Genomic DNA, 18,511 nt, shown 5'->3' on the forward strand with positions numbered 1-18,511 from the left:
ATTGTGGGCAGTGGGGCTGGCCGGAATCAGCAGCGCGTATCGCCGGCCTCAACCAACCGCTCGTCGTCTTCCTCGGCAAAGCTGACGCCGTTACGGCCGTCGAACTTGGTGCGGTACATGGCCTGATCGGCTTGGCGGACCAAGTGTTCGAAGCGCGTTCCCGGCCGCGCGATGGCGACGCCGATGCTGGCGGTGACGGGAATGCTCTGGCTGCCCACTTTCGCGTGGGAATGTGCAAGCGTGTGGCGCAGGCGTTCGGCGGCGGCCAGCCCTTGTTCCAAGGTGGCGCCCGGCAGGGCGACCACGAATTCCTCGCCGCCGTAGCGGCTGGCCAGATGGCCTTTCCACTGGATTGTTTCGAGCAGCCGCTGCGTGACATGGCGTAATACCGTGTCGCCCGCGTCATGGCCCCAGCGGTCGTTGATCTGCTTGAAGTAGTCGAGATCGAAAATCAGCAACGCGAAGGGTTGCCCGCGTTCCAGGCAGCGCTCTAACGCGGCACGGCCCTCGGCAACGATGGCGCTGCGATTGAGCAGGCCGGTCAGGCCATCGGTACGCGCGGCCTTGCGCAGGTCTACGACCAGCCGCTCGGTAATCAGCTGCAGCAGCGCGAAGTACGAAGCGAGTGTGGTGAGGATGCCGATGGTGTAGGTGGCGGCGACGGGCATGCCTCCCTTCAACAGGTTCTGGCCGGAGCCGGGGGCAAGTGGCATGAAGGCGCGCGCCAGGTAGAACAAGCCGCAGGCGATCAATACCGCAGCGGCAATGCGGCAGCTTTTGCGAATGTCGGGTTCACCATAGCGCAGCAATAGATAGGCGTAGACGAAGTTGAACGACATGGCCTGCAGGCTGCCAGCCAGCAACCTTGCGCTTAGATTGGGCGCGACATACGCGAACCATGCGATGGCTGCGGTGTAGACCACCGCGAGGCTGCATGGCCAGCGCCAACGCATGGTCAGGCCCAGATGCTGGGCAATGCCCTTGAGCGTGAGGATGTTGCCGGTGACCAGCAGTCCGTTGCCGACGACGATGGAAATGACGTCGGGGATGGTATTGCGTAGCCCGATCAGGCAAATGCCCAGCGTGTTGATCCAGATGCTGGCAACCCAGATGCGCAGGACCTTCTGGGTGTTCAGAATCGCCATCAATGACGTGAAGCCAACCGACGCGCCGATACCCATCAGAAGACTGACGAGGGTCAGGGTGGGGATGTCTAGATGCATGGCGCTCCCTGATACCAGCGCACCCTCCTGGCCGGGAGGACGCCCTGGGCCTCCGATGAGGCGGTGGCTGGGTCACACAAGCATATCGGACAAAGTCTCGGAAACTTGAACTGCGTCACATTATGTCGTGGCAGTCATTTGCGGGCGAAAAAAAAGGCCCCGGGAGGGGCCTCAAAAAACGCAAAACAGAGATGCGTGACTTACCAGGTGCGCACGTCGGCAACGCCGACGGTGTACTGCTGCATTTCCGGATCGAAGCGGAACAGGCGGCCCAGATCGAATTCGACCGACTGGCCCGGGGCAATGTTGGTGGTACCTGCCGGCCAGCCCTTCTTGGCGGCCAGGACCTTGCCGGAACCGTCCTTCGCTTCGATGCTCACCTGGGCGGCGGCAGCTTCGGCACAGTGGTTCACCAGCTGACCGCTGAGGCTCAGGCGGGCGGCGGCGCCGGCGCCGACGAGCTTCATCTTGAAGTCTTGCACGGCGAAATCGGTGGGGGCACAGGCGGCGTGGGCGGCGAGCGGTGCCGACAGGAACAGTGCCGCGGCGATCAGGGTCTTCTTCATGGAGGGGGTCCGTGATGTGGTCAGGTCAGAAGTGTTCGACATGACTCACATCGGCGGGGCCACCGGAATCTTTAATAGCTGTGCGGAGAAGCGTTCAGCTTTGGGCTTTCAGTTCCGTGTGTTCGATGAACCACAGGCCTGCGAACAGTTTGGGGTCGATCGAGTAGCCTTCGGCGGCCCGGGCAAACAGCCACTGGCCGGCCTGTGCACGGGGCACTTCGTGCACGACGATGTTTTCGGATTCGTCACCGCCACCGGGCCCGACCTTTTCCAGATCCCAGGCGCGTACGAAAGCGATCATCTCCGTGCTCATCCCCGATGAGGACGGCCCTTCGTGCACGAACTCCAGCCGACCGCAGCGATAACCGGTTTCCTCTTCCAGTTCGCGACCGGCGGCGAGCAGGGCGTCTTCATCGCCGTGTTCGTGCAAATCGCCCACCAGCCCCGCTGGCATTTCGATGGTGTTCTTGAGGATGGAGACGCGGTACTGCTCCACGAACAGCACCTTGTCCTCCGGCGTGACCGCCAGAATGATTACCGCACCACCCGGGTTGTTGCGCTCGGCATACTCCCAGCGCCCGCGCTTGCGCAGGCTCAGCCATTTGCCGACGTAGAGGGTTTCCACCGGGGCGTTGGCGTCGTGGGGAATGCGGCTGTCTGGATGATTCATCGGTGTGATCGCACTGCAGAGTCGAGACCCTGCATGTTGCCGTGCCGATATGTCAGCGACAACCGTCGCACGTACTCATTCCACCGCTAGCTCGACCGGGCGCGGCTTGATCCGCACGGCCCAGGCTACGCCGGCCACCAGCAATGCCACTCCCGTGAGCGTCAGTGCGCCGGGCGGGTGACCGCGCAGAACGAAGGCATAGGTAAGCGCGGCGAGCGTTTCGAACACGATCAGTTGCCCCGCCAGTGCGGTCGGCAGGCGCTGGCTGGCTGCGTTCCAGCACACGCTGCCAAGCCACGAGGCGAACAGGCCGATGGCGGCCATCAGACCCACGAAGCGCCACGGGTTCGGGCCGAACGGCATGGCGAATGGATGGCCGGTGGCCTTCATGAATGACCACAGCAGCGCATAGCCACAGAACGCGAGCGGTAGCGTGGCGAGCCCTTGCGCTGTCGCCCACGTTCGCGCGCTGCGTTCTGGATGACGTCGCAACCAGTCCGCGTTGCGCAAGGGATACCACGTCCAGCACACCACCGCGCAGCTGGCGAGCAGCGCACCGCGCGCGTAGCGCCAAAGATCGACACCTGACGGATGATCCAGCGCGGACAACTCTGCCCGGTTCACGCAGGCGATGCCCGTCGCGATCAGTGCCAGTGACGGTGCCAGCGACAGCCATGGCAGCCGGCCGTCGCGGTGGGCATCGCGCAGGTTGGCCGTAATGGCGATGACTACCGGCAGTGTGCCGATGATCATCGTCGGCAACGGCGCCCCTGCGAGCTGTATCGCGCTGGCGAGGCACAGGTAATAGAGCAAGCCGCCCACAGCGGCGAGCTTGAGCGCTTCTAGCCAATCGGCGCGGGCGAGTACGCGAAGGGCGCGCCGGTCCATCCATGCCAGCGGCAGGGCGATCATGCCGAAGGCGAGATAACGACCGACCGACTGCAATGCAGCGGGATAACCCGGCAGCAACAGCGGGCTGATAAACACCAGACCCCACATGAGGCCGGCAGCGAGTGCGTAGAGAATTCCTGTCCACATAACAACAGCGTGCCGGAATGATGTGACGTGGTCTTGTACCAGATTGCGGCGAGGCGCTAAGAGCCTATTCAAAATCTCGCTTGAGCACTCATATTCCCCGCCGTCATTCCGGCCTACGCCGGAATGACGGCGGAAATGAGTTACGTGGGGATCGTGAAGAAGCGCTAAGAACGTAATGCCCGCTGGTATCGCGCCGGCGTCACGCCATAGCGTCGCGCGAACGCCTTGGTGAGATGCGCCTGATCCGTCAGACCCACCACGGCGGCTACCTGCGCTGGCGCCTCGCCGCGTGACAGCAACCGCTTCGCTTCAGCCAGCCGGAACGCCATCAGCATCTGCTGCGGCGTGGCGTGATGCTGCGCCTGGAACTGGCGCAGGAAATGGAACGGGCTCAGGCCCGCGACGGACGCCAGTTCATCGAGTGTCAGTCGTTGCGAGAGATGGGCATGCAGATAATCGATGACTGGAGCGAACCGTGCCGGTGCGCCGTCTGCCGCTTTGCGCGGCACCTGTGCATGGCGGCGAAACATATCCAGCAGTGCGTGCAGCAGGCTGTCGAATGCCAGCGGTTCGCGTGCCTGCCACAGGGCATCGAGTAGAACGGTAATCTGTCGTGCGCAGGGCAGGTCTTCGCGTACCACGTCGGTGAACCACCAACCCGGTTCGCCGGTGACGTCGGCGACGACGTCAGGCTCGATGTACGCCATGCGGTAGTGCCAGCCGCCCTCTGTCTCAGCGCGGCCGGTATGCAATTCGTCGGGATTCATCATCACCACCGAATCGGCGGGCGCGAGATAGTCGGCACCGCGATAGCGGAAGCGCTCCACGCCCGATTCGATGGCGCCCAAGCCGAAGCCATCGTGCGTATGAGGCTCGAAGGCGTGGCGCACGATGTGTGCGCGATACAGCTCTACGCCTGGCCGGTGACTCGCCAGGCGGAATTCAGCGGCATCGCGTTGCGATGGGAACGTGGAGGGGACGCCTTGCATGGGCTCATGCTACCGCGATGCGCATTCTTGCTGTAGGAGAGGTCGCTGCACGCGACCCGGCGTCAGCTCAACAATGCTTTCAGGCGCGTGCGCGTCAACGGACCGAAACGCAGGCGCTCGCACAGCGCATCCATCACGTCGGCCTCGCCGCGCACACGGCGCAATGCATCGACGTCCGTCGGCACGGGGGCATCCAGCGCAATGCGCGTGAGGCGCCGGTAGAGTCGTGCAGCCTCTGCATGCTCGCGCAGTTTTACCGCGCAACTGGCGGCGCCGCGCAGACGCAGGAAGGGCACTTCATCCACGCGTTCGAGCAAGGCATCCAGGTTGCCGAAGTGGGCGAGCAGGGCAGAGGCTGTCTTTGCGCCGACGCCGGGCACACCCGGGATGTTGTCCACGGCGTCGCCGCAGAGGGCGAGATAGTCCGCCACTTGGTGGGGATGCACGCCCAGCTTTTCGTGCACACCAGCCGGGCCCCAGCGCAGGTTGCGCGCGTAGTCCCATTGTTCATCGTGCTCGCCCAGCAACTGGCCGAAATCCTTGTCCGCCGAGACGATCACGCTACGGAACCCGTGGCCCCGAAAAGTCCACAACGCACTGCCGATAAGATCGTCGGCTTCGTACGTATGGTCGATCAGCATCGGTATGCCCAGCGCCTGCGTCACTTCGCGACAGAGTACGAACTGGCGTTCCAGATCGGGTGGCGGCAGTTCGCGATTGGCTTTGTAGGCAGGATAGATCGCGTTGCGAAAGGACGTGGTCAGCGAGGCGTCGAACGCTACGGCCAAGTGCTCAGGTTTCACGCGTTCCAGTAGTTCGCACAGGAAGCGTGTGAAGCCGTGCACCGCGTTGACCGGGTGCCCATCCACGTCCTGGAATTCATCCGGCATGGAATGCCACGCACGGAAAACATAGAGGCTTCCATCAATCAGATGGACGGCTGGAAGGCTCATGGTGTCCACGCGCTGACAAGGTCGGCGAGCACAGGACGCTCGCGATCGGGTACATCGATCTGCGGCGTGCCAATATGGACGAAGCCGATCACCTGCTCGTTGTCCTTCAAGCCGAGGATGGCTGCCGCCTCGCGGTTGTACGCCGCCCAGCCGGTGAGCCACTGCGCGCCGAAGCCGAGCGCTTCCGCGCCCAACAGCAGGTTGTAGGCCACACAGCCTGCGCTCAGTTGCTGTTCGATGACGGGAACTGTGCTGCTTGCGTCGATGCGCGCGATCACGACGACCACCAGTGGTGGGTAGTCGTAGCGCGTGCGGTCTTTCTCGCGCTTGGCGTCGGCCATGTGCGGGTTCACACGCACCGAAAGCTCGGCGAGGCGTGCACCGAAGGCAAGCTTGGCCTCGCCTTGCAGAAGCATCAGGCGAAAGGGTTCGAGCTTGCCGTGGTCGGGCACGCGAATAGCGGCTTCCAGCAGCGCTGCCAGCGTGGTCGCGTCGGGCCCGGGTTCACCGAGTTGGCGCGACGGGACCGAGTGGCGCTGTTGCAGCAGGGAAAGAGGATGCGACATGGGGTGGTCCGGGGAAGGCAAAGCCACGATGCTAAACCCGATAAAAGGCGGGAGTGAATAGAAGTGAGGCGCGGAGGGGCGGATTCCAACCACCCGTCCACTTGCTCGACTTAGCTGGCCAGGCGGAACGACCCCGGCAGCAACGCCTGCACGGTGGTTTCCTGCACGGCGCCGGTCAGGTTGCCCAGCCATACGGGCGTGGCGTCATCGCACAGTTCCGACATGACCTGTCGGCAGGCGCCGCAAGGGCTGATCGGGCCGGGCGTGTCGCCGATCACGGCGATCGCCGCGATGTCGCCGGGGCGGCAACCCGCCGCTACCGCGGAGAACAGGGCGGTGCGCTCGGCGCAGTTGCACAGGCCGTAAGAGGCGTTCTCCACATTACAGCCGGTGAAATGGCGACCGTCGCGCGTGACCAGCGCGGCACCGACGAGGAAGCGGGAGTAGGGAGCATAGGCGCGTTCGCGCGCCTGGCGCGCCAGGTTCAGCAGGGCATCGGGAACAGTGACAGCAGTCATTGGGATCTCCATAGGGATCCCCTCCCATACGGTCGCCCAAGGCAATTTCCGTACCGGTGGCGCGCCAGTTAACTCCCTTGGGGGAATGAGTGCAAGTGGCCGGTGGTTTGCGCAGCGGACCTTCGGCTACGATGCCAGAACCTTTCCGCAGGGGATGCACGATGCCGATCACCGTGGCTGCATTGCGTGAAACCGCCGACGGTGAACGCCGCGTGGCGATCACACCCGAGGTGGCGAAGAAATTGCGCGGCAAGGATGTCCGCGTGTTGCTGGAGCGTGGCGCCGGAGCGGCGGCGGGCTTTCCTGACAACAGTTATGCCGATGTGGAATTCGCCGACGCGGACAGCGTGCTGGCGCAAGCGGATGTGTTCACCTGTGTGCTGCCTCCCGACGACAGCGTGTGGGCGCGCTTGCGCGAAGGTGCGATAGTGGTCGGCCAGTTGCGTCCTTATGGTGCCACCGCACGCATCGAGGCCATGGGCAGGCGCCGGCTTACCGCATTTGCGCTGGAGCTGTTGCCGCGCACGACGCGCGCGCAAGCGATGGACGTGCTTAGTTCGCAGGCCGCCGTGGCTGGGTATCGCGCGATGTTGATCGCCGCGGAAGCCTCACCGAAATTCTTCCCCATGCTTACCACTGCAGCGGGCACGATTCGCCCGTCGCGCGTACTGGTGATCGGCGCGGGTGTGGCCGGTCTGCAGGCCATCGCCACGGCGCGCCGGCTGGGTGCGCAAACGGAAGGCTACGACGTGCGTCCCGAGACGCGCGAACAAATCGAATCGCTGGGCGCGAAGTTCATCGACCTTGGCGTGAGCGCAGCAGGTAGCGGCGGCTATGCGCGCGAGCTCACCGCTGAGGAGCGCGCGGCACAGCAGCAGGCGCTGGCCGAACATCTGAAAAGCGTGGATGTGGTGGTGACTACGGCGGCCGTTCCTGGTCGTCCCTCACCCAAGATCCTGACCCGCGCCATGGTGGACGGCATGAAGCCGGGGGCGCTGATCGTGGACCTCGCCGCCGAAGGTGGCGGCAATAGCGAGCTGACCCAGCCGGGACAGCGCGTGGAGCACCAGGGCGTGGTGATTCTCGGCCCGCTCAACTTGCCGGCGGGTGCGCCACTGCACGCATCGGAGATGATTGCGCGCAATGTCTACAACTTTCTAGAGTTGCTGATCCAAGGAGGGACACTCGCGCCCGACTTCAACGACGAACTGGTCGCCAAGAGCTGCGTGACGCGTAATGGCGAATCGAGCTTTCAGGGTTGAGATAGCGGTTCGCTGTCTCCTCCATTAAACGAAAAGCCCCGCGAGTGCGGGGCTTTTCGTTTAATGCCTGGGCGGCGGACCGACAGGGCCACTGCGCATGTCGTGATGCCACTGGCGCCTCAGCTGCTCCTGCTGATCGGGCGGCAACTGCTGGAAACGCTGGAAGGCGTTATGCAATTGCGCGCGTTCCTGCGGCGACAGCTCCTGAAAACGCTTGCTGTTCTCGCGGACCTCTTCGCGCTGCTGTGGCGACATCTTTTGCCACTGTTCGAAGTTCTGGCGGGCTTTCTCGCGCTGCGCAGGCGGCAGACTTTCCCACTCCTGCGCGTGCTGCAGCAGACGTGCCTGTTTTTGCGGTGGAAATGTATTCCACTTGTCTGCGACAGGAGACAGCATGTCGCGATCCTGTGCCGATAGGCTTTGCCACGGACGGGGTGACGGCGGCGGCCCTGGCGGCATACCCGATGGCGGAGGGGGAAATGCCCCTAACGGTCCATGCGGAACGCCCCCCCGGCGGTCCCGGCGGGGGATTCTGCTGAGCCATGGCGCTGGTAACGATGCCGCTGAGTCCGAAGACAAAAAGCAGCGACGCGAAAACACGGCATCGACGCATGGTTACCTGCTCGCCTCGCTGTCGCCGTTCTTGGCCAACCATCCGTAGAAGTCCATGTTCTGATACAGCCTTGGGTCGGCGGCAGCCGCATCCGGCGGAAGTTCGCCGTCCACATCCACAGCCTGGGCGGAGTTCGGCGCGATCGAGGTCGGGCGCTGCACTGGCGAAGACATGAACAGAGCGACGAAGGCGATGGCGGCAAACGCGCCTGCCGGCAGCAACAGCTGCAGCAAACGGTGCGCCCACGATGATTCGTTGGCGCTGGCCAGCGCTTCGTTACGGGCTGCGCGCAAACGCGCGGCCATCGCCGGGTCGATCTGGCGCGCGGCCTCGCGATAGAGCGCGCGGGCGCGGAGTTCGAGGTGGTTGTCAGGCGCGTTCATCGCCATTCCTCCAGTTGGTCGCGCAAACGTTGCAACGCGCGCGACAGATGTGTTTTTACACTCCCTTCCGAACAACCCATGGCCTGCGCGGTCTCCGCCACGTCCAGGCCTTCCAGCACCCGCAACATGAAAGCTTCGCGTTGGCGCTGGGGCAGCAGCTTTACGGCCGCGGCCATGTCTGCGTACGACTGTGAATCGGTCAAGCGTTCCAGGGGCCCCGGACCGGTGTCGGCGGGTTCCCAGGCAGGGAGGTCCTCACCGTCATCGTCCCGCCCGCCCAGCCAACCCACCATGATCGAGCGCACCTTGCGGCGGCGCTGCAGATCCACGATGCGCCGGCGCAGGATGCCCCAGAACAGGGGCGTCCATTCCTGCGGCGGCTTGTCGCTGTAATGCTTGACGAGCCGGAGCATGGCGTCCTGGACGGCATCCAGCGCGTCTTCGCGGTGACCCAGGTTCAACTCGGCCATGCGGAAGGCGCGACGTTCCACCTGGGCCAGGAAGGTATTCATGGACCTGGGGACCGCCCGGACGTCTTCGAGCAGCAGATCGCCTTCTAGGGTGGAGACAGCGGCGTTCATGCCGTCATCATCCGGTTCGTCGGATCGGCCATCCTGAGACTCCATCGGTACGTCCTTGCTTATCAACGTCCGAGGCTCGCACGCGTTGACCCGCAACCGTATGATGCGGTGGCATCTGTGTGCTGGCGGGGAGGGGTCATGATCGACGGTTTCCTAGCGCTTTACATCTTTATGTTGGCCGCGTTCACGGGGTACGAGATCATCGCCCGGGTACCGGTGATACTCCATACACCGTTGATGTCTGGCTCGAACTTCATCCACGGCATTGTGCTGGTCGGCGCCATGATAGCGCTCAGGGCATGCCCAGACTCCTTTCGAAATGGTTATCGGGTTCATCGGCGTACTGCTGGGTGCGGGCAATGCCGCCGGCGGCTACGTGGTGACTGAGCGGATGCTGGAGATGTTCAAGGCCAGCAAGCCCAATCCTGGCAAGGAGCTCAAGTAATGGCCTGGCTGCCGGATGTGATCAAGGCCTGTTACTTCCTCGCTGCCCTTCTGTTCATTCTCGGTCTCAAGCGCATGAGCTCTCCGCGTTCAGCGCGGGGCGGCATCGTATGGGCGGGCGTGGGCATGCTGGTGGCGGTGCTGGCCACCTTTGCCCTGCCGGACATGCACAACCGGGGGCTGATCCTGGCGGCGGTGCTGATCGGCGTGACCGCCGCCTGGTGGTCCGGTCGACGGGTCGCCATGACGGCGATGCCCCAGATGGTGGCGCTCTACAACGGTATGGGCGGCGGCGCGGCGGCGGCCATCGGCGCGGCGGAGCTGTTCAGCTACGCGGGCAAGACGGTCACCTTGCTGGATGGAGGCCAGTTCACCGCCAATGGCGTTGATACCCCCGGCACGGCGCAATTGGCACTGGCTGTGCTGGGCGCGCTGATTGGCTCGGTCAGCTTCTCCGGCTCACTGATCGCCTTTGCCAAGCTGCAGGGCTGGTTGGACAAGCGTTTCGTGTTCCCCGGCCAGCGGGTGGTGAACCTGTTGGTACTGGCTGGCGCGGTGGTGCTGGGCGCGATGATCGCCAGCGGGCAACTGACCATGCCCCTGATCGTCACCTTCTTCGTGCTGGCTCTGCTGTTTGGCTTGATGATGACCTTGCCCATCGGCGGCGCGGATATGCCGGTGGTGATTTCCCTCTACAACGCTTTTACGGGTTTGGCGGTGGCATTCGAGGGCTTCGTGCTGCAGAACGAGGCGATGATCATCGCCGGTACCGTGGTGGGCGCCGCCGGCACCCTGCTCACGCAGCTGATGGCCAAGGCGATGAATCGCTCGATCGGCAATGTGCTGTTCGGTAGTTTCGGCGCCAGTGGCGCGGCTGCGCAGGACATTGCGGGCGCCCAGAAGCCGATCGAAGCCAGCGATGCGGCGGTGATGATGGCCTACGCCGAACGCGTGGTGATCGTGCCCGGCTACGGCATGGCCGTGGCGCAGGCGCAGCACAAGGTGTGGGAGTTCGCCAAGCTGCTGATCGAGCGCGGGGTGAAGGTGAAGTTCGCCATCCACCCGGTAGCGGGGCGTATGCCAGGGCACATGAACGTGTTGCTGGCAGAAGCGGGCGTGCCCTACGACCTGATTGCCGACATGGACGACATCAACCCCGAGTTCCCCAATACGGACGTGGTGTTGGTGATCGGTGCCAACGATGTGGTCAATCCGCTGGCCAAGACCGATCCCGCGTCGCCCATTTACGGCATGCCTATTCTCGATGTGTCGGCCGCCAGGCAGGTGATCGTGGTCAAGCGTGGCAAGGGCACAGGTTTCGCCGGTATCGAAAACGCCCTGTTCTACGCCGATAACGCACGCATGCTGTACGGCGACGGCCAAGCAGCGGCCGGCCAGCTGGTGGCCGAGCTCAAGACCGTGGAGAGTTAGTGGATTGATGCCGACGTGAAAGTCCTTGCGCGGCTGGACGGTCGCAGGCTCGGAACGTCTCAGCCTGCGTCGACCACAAACATGCGTGCTTCCTGCGCCGCGTCGCGCTCAACCTTGATAGGCGCGTACTCCGGCGACTGATAAAACGCCAGCGCGTCGGCCAGGGTCGCGAACTCGAAGATGCCCGCCATGGGCAATGGCGCCACATCGCCTTCCAGAATCTGGGCCACCGGCCCGAAATGCAGGATACGGCCGCCCGCTGCCTGTAGCGCCGCCTGAAAGAGCGGCGCCAATGCGGCTTGCCTGGCTGGGTCTTTTATACGCAGATTGACGTGGACATAGGCCGGCATGGTGCTACTCCCCAATAATGATGCATATACATTATTATGCGAGTTGGAGTTAGTCGAGACCTGCAAATGACAGAGGCTTCCGATCTCTATCGCCGCGTTGAAACGGAGTGCCCAGCCTTCCAGGCCCGGGTCACCGCGCGGGCGCTCACGCGCTACTACAACGCCTGCTTTCGACCCGTGGGCATCACCGCAGAGCAATTCAGTCTTCTCGTCGGGATTGGCGGCAGCCATGAGCCAACGCTCGCTGAGCTGGCGGCTCGGGCAGGGGTAGACGCCACCACGCTTAGCCGCAGCGTGAAGAGTCTTGAGCAGAGAAATCTCGTGCGCAGCCACGGCGGGCAGGGCCGAGCCGGCAAACGCCTGATACTTACGGACGAAGGGCGCCGACTGATGGACGACTCCATGGGCATCTGGGAGCGCGCCCGGGGCCAGTTGGCTGAGGCGCTCGGCGAGGAGGCTTCGCGTGTAGCGGGGAGTGTCATGTCCCAGCTTGCAGTTGCTGCGCAGGCTGCGGTCTCGGCCATCTCACCAACCGATTCCTCAGATGCCTAGCTCGGGATCTCGGCTATCCGTCTTAGCGCAGCGGAGTACCGCGCATGGGTACCGCTCGTTCGATTTAATCCGCTAGCAGGGGATCAGCCGCCAGCTTTCGGCCGGCGGCCCGTGCGCAGGGCAGCGATGGCCGCGAAGCTGATGCCGACGATGAACCAGACCTCGTCCATGGGCGAGAGGCTCAGCTTGGCGAGTTGAAGCAGCAGCGGCAATCCGGCGGTGCGTATGGAGTCGACCAGCCCCAGGCCCATCAAGCCGGAAATGCGCGCGGCGGCCATCAACAGGTTGACGTAAAGCACCGCAGTTAACGTGGCGACGACGGCGAGAGCGGCGGCCTGGCGGTCTGCCGAGCGCACCCAGTTCCGTACCGCCTTGCCCAGCAACCAACCTACCGGCAACGCGAGCCAGGGCAGAGCATGCTGGGAATAGAGCGTGGGAACCATCCACACCGCGCCAGCGGCCAGTCCCAGCATCAAGGTGCTCACCAGGGCGAACAGCAGCGAGAAGATGGCCCGGATCTTCATGAATGGCGAGCGGTGGACTGGATGAAGGACACGGTTGTTCCCGAGCGTAAAACTCTGATGATACCGCGCCGGACGGGCTCGCTGCCCCGGGCCTGAAGCGGCAGGGAGGTGGGATATCCCTTGAGATTGGCCGTGTCCGACCTGATGTGAACGGGCAAGACCGGTCGTCAACCGGCATAATAGTTAGCTTGGCGTGGCGGCTTGCCGCGCACATCGACGAGATTCAGCAGGATCGGCATGAGCGGTTTCAGTCTTAGCAGCGAACCTTTCACTCTGGAGCGTGACTGTCAGGCAGTCATGGTGCCGCAGGGCGAAGTGGTGAGCCTGCCCGCCGGCCAGATCGGCTACATCACCCAGGCGCTGGGCGGCAGCTTCACCGTGTATGTGGAAGGCAACCTGTTCCGCATCGCCGGCAATGATGCCGACGCGCTGGGCAAGGAGCCGCCGCCGGCCATCGAACTGGCCAGTGATGCCACGGATGCCGACGTCGAGGCCTTGGTGTGGCAGCAACTGCGCACGGTGTTCGATCCGGAAATCCCGATCAACGTGGTCGAGCTGGGCTTGGTCTACGACGTGAGCATCGAGCATCCCGCGCCGGACCAGCGCAAGGTCTACGTGAAGATGACGCTGACTGCGCCCGGCTGCGGCATGGGCGACATCCTCGTGGATGACGTGCGTACCAAGCTCGAGCTCATTCCCACCGTGACCGAGGCGGACGTGGACCTGGTGTTCGATCCGCCGTGGAACCACTCCATGATGTCGGACGCGGCCAAGCTCGAAACCGGCATGCTTTGAGATCGCCGGGCGTGTCGCCGCACGCCTACACGGCTGATTCAGATCAATACTTCCCGTTCGCTTGAACGTCAGGCTGCATACGCAGCCTGTTTCGTCTCAAGGAGCCAAGGAATGTTTCCCGAACATCGTGATCTCATCACCGCCCTCAAGGGGCGCGATCCGCATTTTCCCGCCTGTTCCAGCGTCACAACGAGCTGGATCAGGTGATCAAGAACATGGAAACCGGGTCCGCGCCGGCCGGTGACATGGCGATCGAGCAGATGAAGAAAGAGAAGCTGCTCCTGAAGGATCAGATCTACGTGATCCTGCGCAAAGCCTCCGTAGCTTGACGCCGCTCCTGCCGCTCCTGCCGCACTGATCAGCGCGGTTATCCATGAACAATGGAAACTAGTTCGCATGGCGAAGCAACGAGCCGGGCGTGCACTTCTGTCGCCGTGTGGTACGGGAGCGAGCGCACTCTACGGCTGAGGTCGTAGATGTTCTCCCGTCCGACCATGCCTGCGTCGGGCGACGCACGCTTCGGTCCTGGCTGGCGCGAGCCAATTTGGATGTGTCTCTGGTCGCCCGTATTTCGGCAAGTTATTGTGTCCCTACCGCTTCCATAGACGCATCACATGAATGTTCGAATGTTCTGTTTGTTGATGGCTATAGCGCCTATAGGCCTATCCGAAGTCATGGCTGCGGGTGCATCGCCGACCACTGTGAAAGAGGCGTCGGGATTGCTGGTGGATGGCGGTGGTATTGACGACAGGTTTGTCATCGTACGCACGCTCGATGGTCGAGAGATACGGGCCTATTGCGTGGCCCGATGTGGTGATTGGTTTGCCGACACCGATCCGGACAGAACGGTTCTGAAAAAAGAGCTCGTCGGTCGCAAAGTGAATTTGCGCTACACCCAAGAAGCTTCGGCTGGGCGTATCGCGGGTCCTGCCGACGACGAGATGCTCGATTTCGTGCAGGAAGTTCGCTTTCTCCCGAAGTAGGTCGCGGCTATTTGCTTGTGCAGTCATGGACTGATCACAGGAGAGCGGCCGACGCTTGGTCGCGTCCTTGCCGTGCGCGGATTTCGCGGCGCAACGCGTAGGAAATTCAACTGAAGTTCATCTTTGTGCAGCTTCCGTAAGCCAGCGTTTCGGAAGCGTGCGCAATATCTTTCGCGTGTTTCCTCGCGATCCGGTTACACGTGCCGTTGCAGGTTGCCTCGTTGAGATCGAGATAACTCGCGCTACGGCGTGGTTGGCGAGGCAACTTTCAATACTGCGATGAGCATCACCACTTTCAGCAACATGCTGAAAGTTAGCAAGTATTCGATTGACCTCACTGAGCGTAGGTCTCGTGAAAGCAAGCGCAAGAATTGACGTTTTTGCCTGTATTTCGCATGTATTTGCTGCTTTCGAGGCGTTTCATACGCCGCGCTGATTTCATTGACGCTTCGAATTTTCTTGATTAGCGTCAATTAATCCGTGAGCGGGAGGGTTGACGGATGGTCCTTTGGCGACGCGGGCACCGACATTCGTCCGGTGTGCGTCGTTTAGCGAGTCTGTGTTCGGGCATGCCGTTCCATGGAGTGGCAGGGGGAAAGCAAGTCCGGACGCCTATCGGATCGCAACACAGTCACCAGACCTGATGCCGCGCGAGCGGCGCATTTTTTATGTGGTGCTACGCACCGCATCGGGTCGATTCGTCCTCAAAAAACGTCAAGGAGAAAAGAATGACTGTTCGTATCGATTTGCGGGGAAAAGCGTTTCGCAAGGCACTGCTGCCGCTGGCGATGTCGTTCGCCATGGCAGGTTCGCTGCACGCGACCACCAATGACGGTTGGGTCGGCGTGCGTACGCAGGCAGCCATGACGCGCAATGCAGCGCCTGGCACGGCAGCAACTGCAGCCGTCGCGACCAACAACAGCTGGACACTGAGCATGCACGGCTCGCCGAAGGTTGATGCCGCCACGGTGTCGCCGCTGGAGGCAAGCAAGCCGATGCACGTGGCGCTCAGCCTCAACATGCGCAACGTGAATGAGCTGGAAACTTTTCTGCATGCGGTGAACGATCCTGCCAGCCCGCAGTTCCACCATTTCCTGACGCCGGCGCAGTTCAAAGCACGCTTTGCGCCGAGCGACGCCCAAGTGGCACAGGTGGTTGCGCACCTGAGCCAGTCCGGTTTCAGCAACGTACGTGTGTCGCCCAACAACATGCTCGTCGAAGCGGACGGCAACGCGAACTCGGTGAACGCGGCATTCCGCACCACCATGCGCACGTTCAAGTTCGGTGGTAAGCAGCGCATCGCGAACGATGCGGCGGTACAAGTGCCGCAGGCGCTGGGCGGCATCGTCGATTCGGTACTCGGCCTGCAGAACCTCAACGTGCCGCACACCATGCACCACATCGTGGGACCGGTGCATGCGGGTACGAACAGTGTGGGTATCCAGGCCACGGGTACGCAGACCTCGCACAGCCCGACGGATTTCCCCAAGGTCTATGACGCAGGCAGCACGCCGACGGCATCCAATACCAAGGTCGGCATCATCACCTGGGGTGACCTGACCCAGACCATCACCGACCTCAACACCTTCACCAGCGGCGCCGGCATGAGCACGGTGAACACGCAGGTGGTGAAGACTGGCACCAGTGCTTACGCAGACGATCCGAACGGTGACGGCGAATGGAATCTGGACAGCCAGACCATCACCGGTACTTCGGGTGGTGTGAACACGCTGATCTTCTACACGGCACCCAACTGCGACGCGAACGACAGCTGCCTGACCGACGCTGCTATCACCGCCTCGTACAACCGCGCGGTGACCGACAACATCGCCAAGGTCATCAACGTCTCGCTGGGCGAGGACGAGTCCGCGGCCAACAGTTCGGGCACACAGGCGGCCGACGACAAGATCTTCGCGCAGGCCGTGGCGCAGGGTCAGACGTTCTCCATCGCTTCGGGCGATGCGGGCGTGTACCAGTGGTCCAGCGATCCGACCGAAGGTGCGCCGGGCTATGTGGCCAACTCGTCGGGCACGGTGGAAATCTCTCTGAGCCATTACTCGGTCAGCGAGCCGGCCAGTTCGCCGAACGTGGTGGCGGTGGGCGGCACCACGCTCAGCACCAGCGGCACCACTTGGGCGGGGAAACGGTGTGGAACGAAGGCCTTGCGGCTGTCGATTCCACCAATGGGGACAACAACGAGCGCCTGTGGGCCACCGGCGGCGGCGTGAGCCTGTTCGAGTCGGCGCCGGCCTGGCAGACCACGGCACTGGGTTCCTCGGTGACCATGCGTCAGGTGCCCGACCTTGCATTCGACGCCGCGCAGTCGACCGGTGCGAACATCGTGATTCAAGGGCAGACCTACCAGATCGGCGGCACCAGCCTGGCCTCGCCGATCTTCGTCGGCATCTGGGCGCGCATTCTCTCGGCCAACAACAACACGTTGGGCCTGCCGACGCAGAACATGTACGCGCACTTCCCGAGCGACGCCTCGCCGCTGCATGACGTCACCTCGGGCAACAACGGCTACAACGGTTACGGCTACACGGCCAAGGCGGGCTTCGACAACACCACTGGCTGGGGTTCGCTCGACATCGCGAAGTTCAGCAGCTACGTGACGCAGTACTGGGGCGGCACGACGGGTGGCGGTGGCACGGGTGGCACGCCGACGGCTAACTTCAGCGTTGTCACCAGCGGTCTGACTGCCAACTTCACCGACAGCTCGACGGATTCGGGTGGCAGCATCACCGGTTATTCGTGGACCTTCGGCGACAACGGCACCGCGACAACGGCCAGCCCGAGCCACACCTATGCAGCGGCCGGCACGTACAACGTGACCGAAACGGTGACGGACGGCGCAAGCGGCAAGACCTCGAGCAAGACCTCATCCGTCACGGTGTCGGGTGGTAGCACGCCCTCGCAGATCATTGTGAACCCGGGCTTCGAGACTGGCACCGCCAGCCCGTGGTCGATGAGCTCCGGCACGCTGTGCAGCAACAGCACCTGCAGTGGCGAGACGGCGCACAGCGGCACCTGGTTCGCATGGCTGGACGGCTATGGCAGCACGCACACCGATACGGTGTCGCAGAAGGTGGCCATTCCCAGCGGCAAGACCTCGGCCAAGCTGACCTTCTACCTGCACGTCGATACTGCCGAGACCAGCACCACCACGGCGTACGACAAGCTGAGCGTGCAGGTGCTCAACAGCAGCGGCACTGTGCTGAAGACGCTGGCGACGTACTCGAACCTCAACGCGGCCTCGGGCTACTCGCAGGCCAGCTTCGACCTGAGCGCGTATATCGGCCAGACCGTGACGCTGAAGTTCACGGGTTCCGAGGATGCCTCGTTGCAGACCTCGTTCGTGCTCGACGACGTCAACCTGACCGTGCAGTAATCGCCATTCGCGTGGCATGAAAAGCAAAGGGCCCGGTCAGTGATGACCGGGCCCTTTGTCTTTGTCGGAAGAGAACGGGATCAGCCGTTGCTTTCCTCAAAGCGGTTGGCATCGCGGTTCTTGCGCACCTTGGACGGATCCCACACGCGGCCGTTCATGGTGATGTAGACGCCATCCGGCAGCGTCTGCACGGCGGCAACGGCGCAGCCAATGTTGAACACGGCGTCCGAGCCCTGGAAGCGCGCGGGGTTCAGCGCGCCGGTGAGCACGATCACCTTGCCCTTGATGTTGGCCAGTTCGCGCGCGGTCTCCACCATGGTGTCGGTGCCGTGGGTTACCAGCACATGGCGATGCGGCTGCGCCTCGATGGTGGAGCGCACCAGGGTGCGATCCTCATCGTTCATGTGCAGGCTGTCCTTGCGCAGGATCGGGATCACGTCGAACTGGAAGGCCACGCCGAGCTGGCTGAGGATGTCGCCGATCTGGGGCGAGCCGATCTTGTAGTCCGACTTGTCGTCGAAGTAGATCTTGTCGATGGTGCCGCCGGTGGTGACGATGGTCAGATGCTGCATGGTCGGGAGTCGCCAGGGTGGGGAGGCGGACATTTTAGCCGTTACGGGCCCCGGGGGCATCCCGAGGAGCCGCCTACAACGTCATTCCCGCGAAAGCGGGAATCCAG

At 63.1% G+C, this 18,511-nt stretch carries 22 protein-coding genes and 1 pseudogene; 9 read left to right on the forward strand and 14 right to left on the reverse strand.

Annotation, left to right across the window (positions count from 1 at the left end; genetic code table 11):
* Positions 1 to 26: 26 nt before the first annotated feature.
* The 8 genes from DYST_RS21085 to cdd form a co-directional block, all read right to left on the reverse strand.
* Entirely contained in the window at positions 27 to 1,223 is a 1,197-nt protein-coding gene (locus DYST_RS21085) for a GGDEF domain-containing protein (protein ID WP_239948152.1), read from the reverse strand.
* Positions 1,224 to 1,423: 200 nt separating this feature from the next.
* Positions 1,424 to 1,789: a hypothetical protein gene (locus DYST_RS21090; RefSeq protein WP_102303831.1), complete on the reverse strand. Its 366-nt coding sequence runs from the start codon at positions 1,787 to 1,789 to the stop codon at positions 1,424 to 1,426.
* A gap of 94 nt (positions 1,790 to 1,883) precedes the next feature.
* Positions 1,884 to 2,459, reverse strand: coding sequence for an NUDIX hydrolase (locus DYST_RS21095; protein WP_102303832.1), 576 nt, complete (start codon positions 2,457 to 2,459; stop codon positions 1,884 to 1,886).
* 75 nt (positions 2,460 to 2,534) lie between these two features.
* Positions 2,535 to 3,497: a DMT family transporter gene (locus DYST_RS21100; RefSeq protein ID WP_239948154.1), complete on the reverse strand. Its 963-nt coding sequence runs from the start codon at positions 3,495 to 3,497 to the stop codon at positions 2,535 to 2,537.
* Positions 3,498 to 3,661: 164 nt separating this feature from the next.
* The gene (locus DYST_RS21105; protein WP_239948156.1) at positions 3,662 to 4,486 is read right to left on the reverse strand and encodes an AraC family transcriptional regulator; all 825 of its coding nucleotides are present in this window, start codon (positions 4,484 to 4,486) and stop codon (positions 3,662 to 3,664) included.
* A gap of 62 nt (positions 4,487 to 4,548) precedes the next feature.
* Positions 4,549 to 5,439: a 5'-3' exonuclease gene (locus DYST_RS21110; RefSeq protein ID WP_239948158.1), complete on the reverse strand. Its 891-nt coding sequence runs from the start codon at positions 5,437 to 5,439 to the stop codon at positions 4,549 to 4,551.
* Positions 5,436 to 6,005 (reverse strand): nitroreductase family protein, encoded by a 570-nt coding sequence (locus DYST_RS21115; protein WP_239948160.1) that lies wholly within the window; start codon positions 6,003 to 6,005, stop codon positions 5,436 to 5,438. Before DYST_RS21115 ends, DYST_RS21110 begins: the two co-directional genes overlap by 4 nt.
* A gap of 110 nt (positions 6,006 to 6,115) precedes the next feature.
* Entirely contained in the window at positions 6,116 to 6,523 is a 408-nt protein-coding gene (gene cdd / locus DYST_RS21120) for a cytidine deaminase (protein WP_239948162.1), read from the reverse strand.
* 161 nt (positions 6,524 to 6,684) lie between these two features.
* On the opposite strand from cdd, the gene DYST_RS21125 reads away from it, so the two are divergent.
* Positions 6,685 to 7,785, forward strand: a complete 1,101-nt coding sequence (locus DYST_RS21125; protein WP_239948163.1) for an NAD(P) transhydrogenase subunit alpha — start codon at positions 6,685 to 6,687, stop codon at positions 7,783 to 7,785.
* Positions 7,786 to 7,845: 60 nt separating this feature from the next.
* Here DYST_RS21125 and DYST_RS21130 read toward each other — a convergent pair whose 3' ends face one another.
* The 3 genes from DYST_RS21130 to DYST_RS21140 form a co-directional block, all read right to left on the reverse strand.
* Positions 7,846 to 8,181, reverse strand: coding sequence for a DUF3106 domain-containing protein (locus tag DYST_RS21130; protein WP_233202523.1), 336 nt, complete (start codon positions 8,179 to 8,181; stop codon positions 7,846 to 7,848).
* Positions 8,182 to 8,400: 219 nt separating this feature from the next.
* A complete protein-coding gene (locus DYST_RS21135; RefSeq protein ID WP_102303840.1) occupies positions 8,401 to 8,781 on the reverse strand; it encodes a hypothetical protein in 381 nt (126 codons plus the stop codon).
* Entirely contained in the window at positions 8,778 to 9,362 is a 585-nt protein-coding gene (locus tag DYST_RS21140) for an RNA polymerase sigma factor (RefSeq protein ID WP_102304009.1), read from the reverse strand. Before DYST_RS21140 ends, DYST_RS21135 begins: the two co-directional genes overlap by 4 nt.
* A gap of 138 nt (positions 9,363 to 9,500) precedes the next feature.
* Between DYST_RS21140 and DYST_RS21145 the strand changes: the two are divergent.
* Positions 9,501 to 9,807 (forward strand): annotated as a pseudogene (locus DYST_RS21145) (NAD(P) transhydrogenase subunit alpha).
* A complete protein-coding gene (locus tag DYST_RS21150) occupies positions 9,807 to 11,237 on the forward strand; it encodes an NAD(P)(+) transhydrogenase (Re/Si-specific) subunit beta (protein ID WP_239948165.1) in 1,431 nt (476 codons plus the stop codon). Before DYST_RS21145 ends, DYST_RS21150 begins: the two are co-directional and overlap by 1 nt.
* Positions 11,238 to 11,296: 59 nt before the next feature.
* On the opposite strand, the gene DYST_RS21155 is transcribed toward DYST_RS21150, so the two are convergent.
* Entirely contained in the window at positions 11,297 to 11,587 is a 291-nt protein-coding gene (locus DYST_RS21155; protein ID WP_102303843.1) for a DUF1330 domain-containing protein, read from the reverse strand.
* A 66-nt stretch (positions 11,588 to 11,653) separates the two neighbouring features.
* On the opposite strand from DYST_RS21155, the gene DYST_RS21160 reads away from it, so the two are divergent.
* Positions 11,654 to 12,139: a MarR family winged helix-turn-helix transcriptional regulator gene (locus DYST_RS21160; RefSeq protein WP_239948167.1), complete on the forward strand. Its 486-nt coding sequence runs from the start codon at positions 11,654 to 11,656 to the stop codon at positions 12,137 to 12,139.
* Between the two features lie 83 nt (positions 12,140 to 12,222).
* On the opposite strand, the gene DYST_RS21165 is transcribed toward DYST_RS21160, so the two are convergent.
* Positions 12,223 to 12,663: a hypothetical protein gene (locus DYST_RS21165; protein ID WP_239948169.1), complete on the reverse strand. Its 441-nt coding sequence runs from the start codon at positions 12,661 to 12,663 to the stop codon at positions 12,223 to 12,225.
* Positions 12,664 to 12,900: 237 nt separating this feature from the next.
* On the opposite strand from DYST_RS21165, the gene sufT reads away from it, so the two are divergent.
* From sufT to DYST_RS21190, 5 genes are all read left to right on the forward strand, one after another.
* Positions 12,901 to 13,458 carry a putative Fe-S cluster assembly protein SufT gene (sufT, locus tag DYST_RS21170; protein WP_102303846.1) on the forward strand — a complete coding sequence of 186 codons (558 nt, stop codon included), beginning with the start codon at positions 12,901 to 12,903 and terminating at the stop codon, positions 13,456 to 13,458.
* A gap of 173 nt (positions 13,459 to 13,631) precedes the next feature.
* Positions 13,632 to 13,787 (forward strand): YdcH family protein, encoded by a 156-nt coding sequence (locus DYST_RS21175; protein WP_275666983.1) that lies wholly within the window; start codon positions 13,632 to 13,634, stop codon positions 13,785 to 13,787.
* A gap of 297 nt (positions 13,788 to 14,084) precedes the next feature.
* The gene (locus DYST_RS21180) at positions 14,085 to 14,441 is read left to right on the forward strand and encodes a hypothetical protein (RefSeq protein WP_239948173.1); all 357 of its coding nucleotides are present in this window, start codon (positions 14,085 to 14,087) and stop codon (positions 14,439 to 14,441) included.
* A gap of 728 nt (positions 14,442 to 15,169) precedes the next feature.
* Positions 15,170 to 16,669 carry a S53 family peptidase gene (locus DYST_RS21185; RefSeq protein ID WP_239948175.1) on the forward strand — a complete coding sequence of 500 codons (1,500 nt, stop codon included), beginning with the start codon at positions 15,170 to 15,172 and terminating at the stop codon, positions 16,667 to 16,669.
* Positions 16,588 to 17,832, forward strand: a complete 1,245-nt coding sequence (locus DYST_RS21190; protein ID WP_239948177.1) for a PKD domain-containing protein — start codon at positions 16,588 to 16,590, stop codon at positions 17,830 to 17,832. The genes DYST_RS21185 and DYST_RS21190 overlap by 82 nt, the downstream gene beginning before the upstream one ends.
* A gap of 80 nt (positions 17,833 to 17,912) precedes the next feature.
* On the opposite strand, the gene DYST_RS21195 is transcribed toward DYST_RS21190, so the two are convergent.
* Positions 17,913 to 18,404 carry an asparaginase domain-containing protein gene (locus DYST_RS21195; RefSeq protein WP_102303849.1) on the reverse strand — a complete coding sequence of 164 codons (492 nt, stop codon included), beginning with the start codon at positions 18,402 to 18,404 and terminating at the stop codon, positions 17,913 to 17,915.
* Between the last annotated feature and the right edge of the window lie 107 nt (positions 18,405 to 18,511).

The organism is Dyella terrae (assembly GCF_022394535.1).
Classification (GTDB): domain Bacteria; phylum Pseudomonadota; class Gammaproteobacteria; order Xanthomonadales; family Rhodanobacteraceae; genus Dyella.

Excerpts from the sequence above, each read along its gene's own strand:
- DYST_RS21085 (WP_239948152.1), bottom strand. The coding sequence starts at position 1,223 with ATGCATCTAGACATCCCCACCCTGACCCTCGTCAGTCTTCTGATGGGT.
- DYST_RS21090 (WP_102303831.1), bottom strand. The coding sequence starts at position 1,789 with ATGAAGAAGACCCTGATCGCCGCGGCACTGTTCCTGTCGGCACCGCTC.
- DYST_RS21095 (WP_102303832.1), bottom strand. The coding sequence starts at position 2,459 with ATGAATCATCCAGACAGCCGCATTCCCCACGACGCCAACGCCCCGGTG.
- DYST_RS21100 (WP_239948154.1), bottom strand. The coding sequence starts at position 3,497 with ATGTGGACAGGAATTCTCTACGCACTCGCTGCCGGCCTCATGTGGGGT.
- DYST_RS21105 (WP_239948156.1), bottom strand. The coding sequence starts at position 4,486 with ATGCAAGGCGTCCCCTCCACGTTCCCATCGCAACGCGATGCCGCTGAA.
- DYST_RS21110 (WP_239948158.1), bottom strand. The coding sequence starts at position 5,439 with ATGAGCCTTCCAGCCGTCCATCTGATTGATGGAAGCCTCTATGTTTTC.
- DYST_RS21115 (WP_239948160.1), bottom strand. The coding sequence starts at position 6,005 with ATGTCGCATCCTCTTTCCCTGCTGCAACAGCGCCACTCGGTCCCGTCG.
- cdd (WP_239948162.1), bottom strand. The coding sequence starts at position 6,523 with ATGACTGCTGTCACTGTTCCCGATGCCCTGCTGAACCTGGCGCGCCAG.
- DYST_RS21125 (WP_239948163.1), top strand. The coding sequence starts at position 6,685 with ATGCCGATCACCGTGGCTGCATTGCGTGAAACCGCCGACGGTGAACGC.
- DYST_RS21130 (WP_233202523.1), bottom strand. The coding sequence starts at position 8,181 with ATGCTGTCTCCTGTCGCAGACAAGTGGAATACATTTCCACCGCAAAAA.
- DYST_RS21135 (WP_102303840.1), bottom strand. The coding sequence starts at position 8,781 with ATGAACGCGCCTGACAACCACCTCGAACTCCGCGCCCGCGCGCTCTAT.
- DYST_RS21140 (WP_102304009.1), bottom strand. The coding sequence starts at position 9,362 with ATGAACGCCGCTGTCTCCACCCTAGAAGGCGATCTGCTGCTCGAAGAC.
- DYST_RS21150 (WP_239948165.1), top strand. The coding sequence starts at position 9,807 with ATGGCCTGGCTGCCGGATGTGATCAAGGCCTGTTACTTCCTCGCTGCC.
- DYST_RS21155 (WP_102303843.1), bottom strand. The coding sequence starts at position 11,587 with ATGCCGGCCTATGTCCACGTCAATCTGCGTATAAAAGACCCAGCCAGG.
- DYST_RS21160 (WP_239948167.1), top strand. The coding sequence starts at position 11,654 with ATGACAGAGGCTTCCGATCTCTATCGCCGCGTTGAAACGGAGTGCCCA.
- DYST_RS21165 (WP_239948169.1), bottom strand. The coding sequence starts at position 12,663 with ATGAAGATCCGGGCCATCTTCTCGCTGCTGTTCGCCCTGGTGAGCACC.
- sufT (WP_102303846.1), top strand. The coding sequence starts at position 12,901 with ATGAGCGGTTTCAGTCTTAGCAGCGAACCTTTCACTCTGGAGCGTGAC.
- DYST_RS21180 (WP_239948173.1), top strand. The coding sequence starts at position 14,085 with ATGTTCTGTTTGTTGATGGCTATAGCGCCTATAGGCCTATCCGAAGTC.
- DYST_RS21185 (WP_239948175.1), top strand. The coding sequence starts at position 15,170 with ATGACTGTTCGTATCGATTTGCGGGGAAAAGCGTTTCGCAAGGCACTG.
- DYST_RS21195 (WP_102303849.1), bottom strand. The coding sequence starts at position 18,404 with ATGCAGCATCTGACCATCGTCACCACCGGCGGCACCATCGACAAGATC.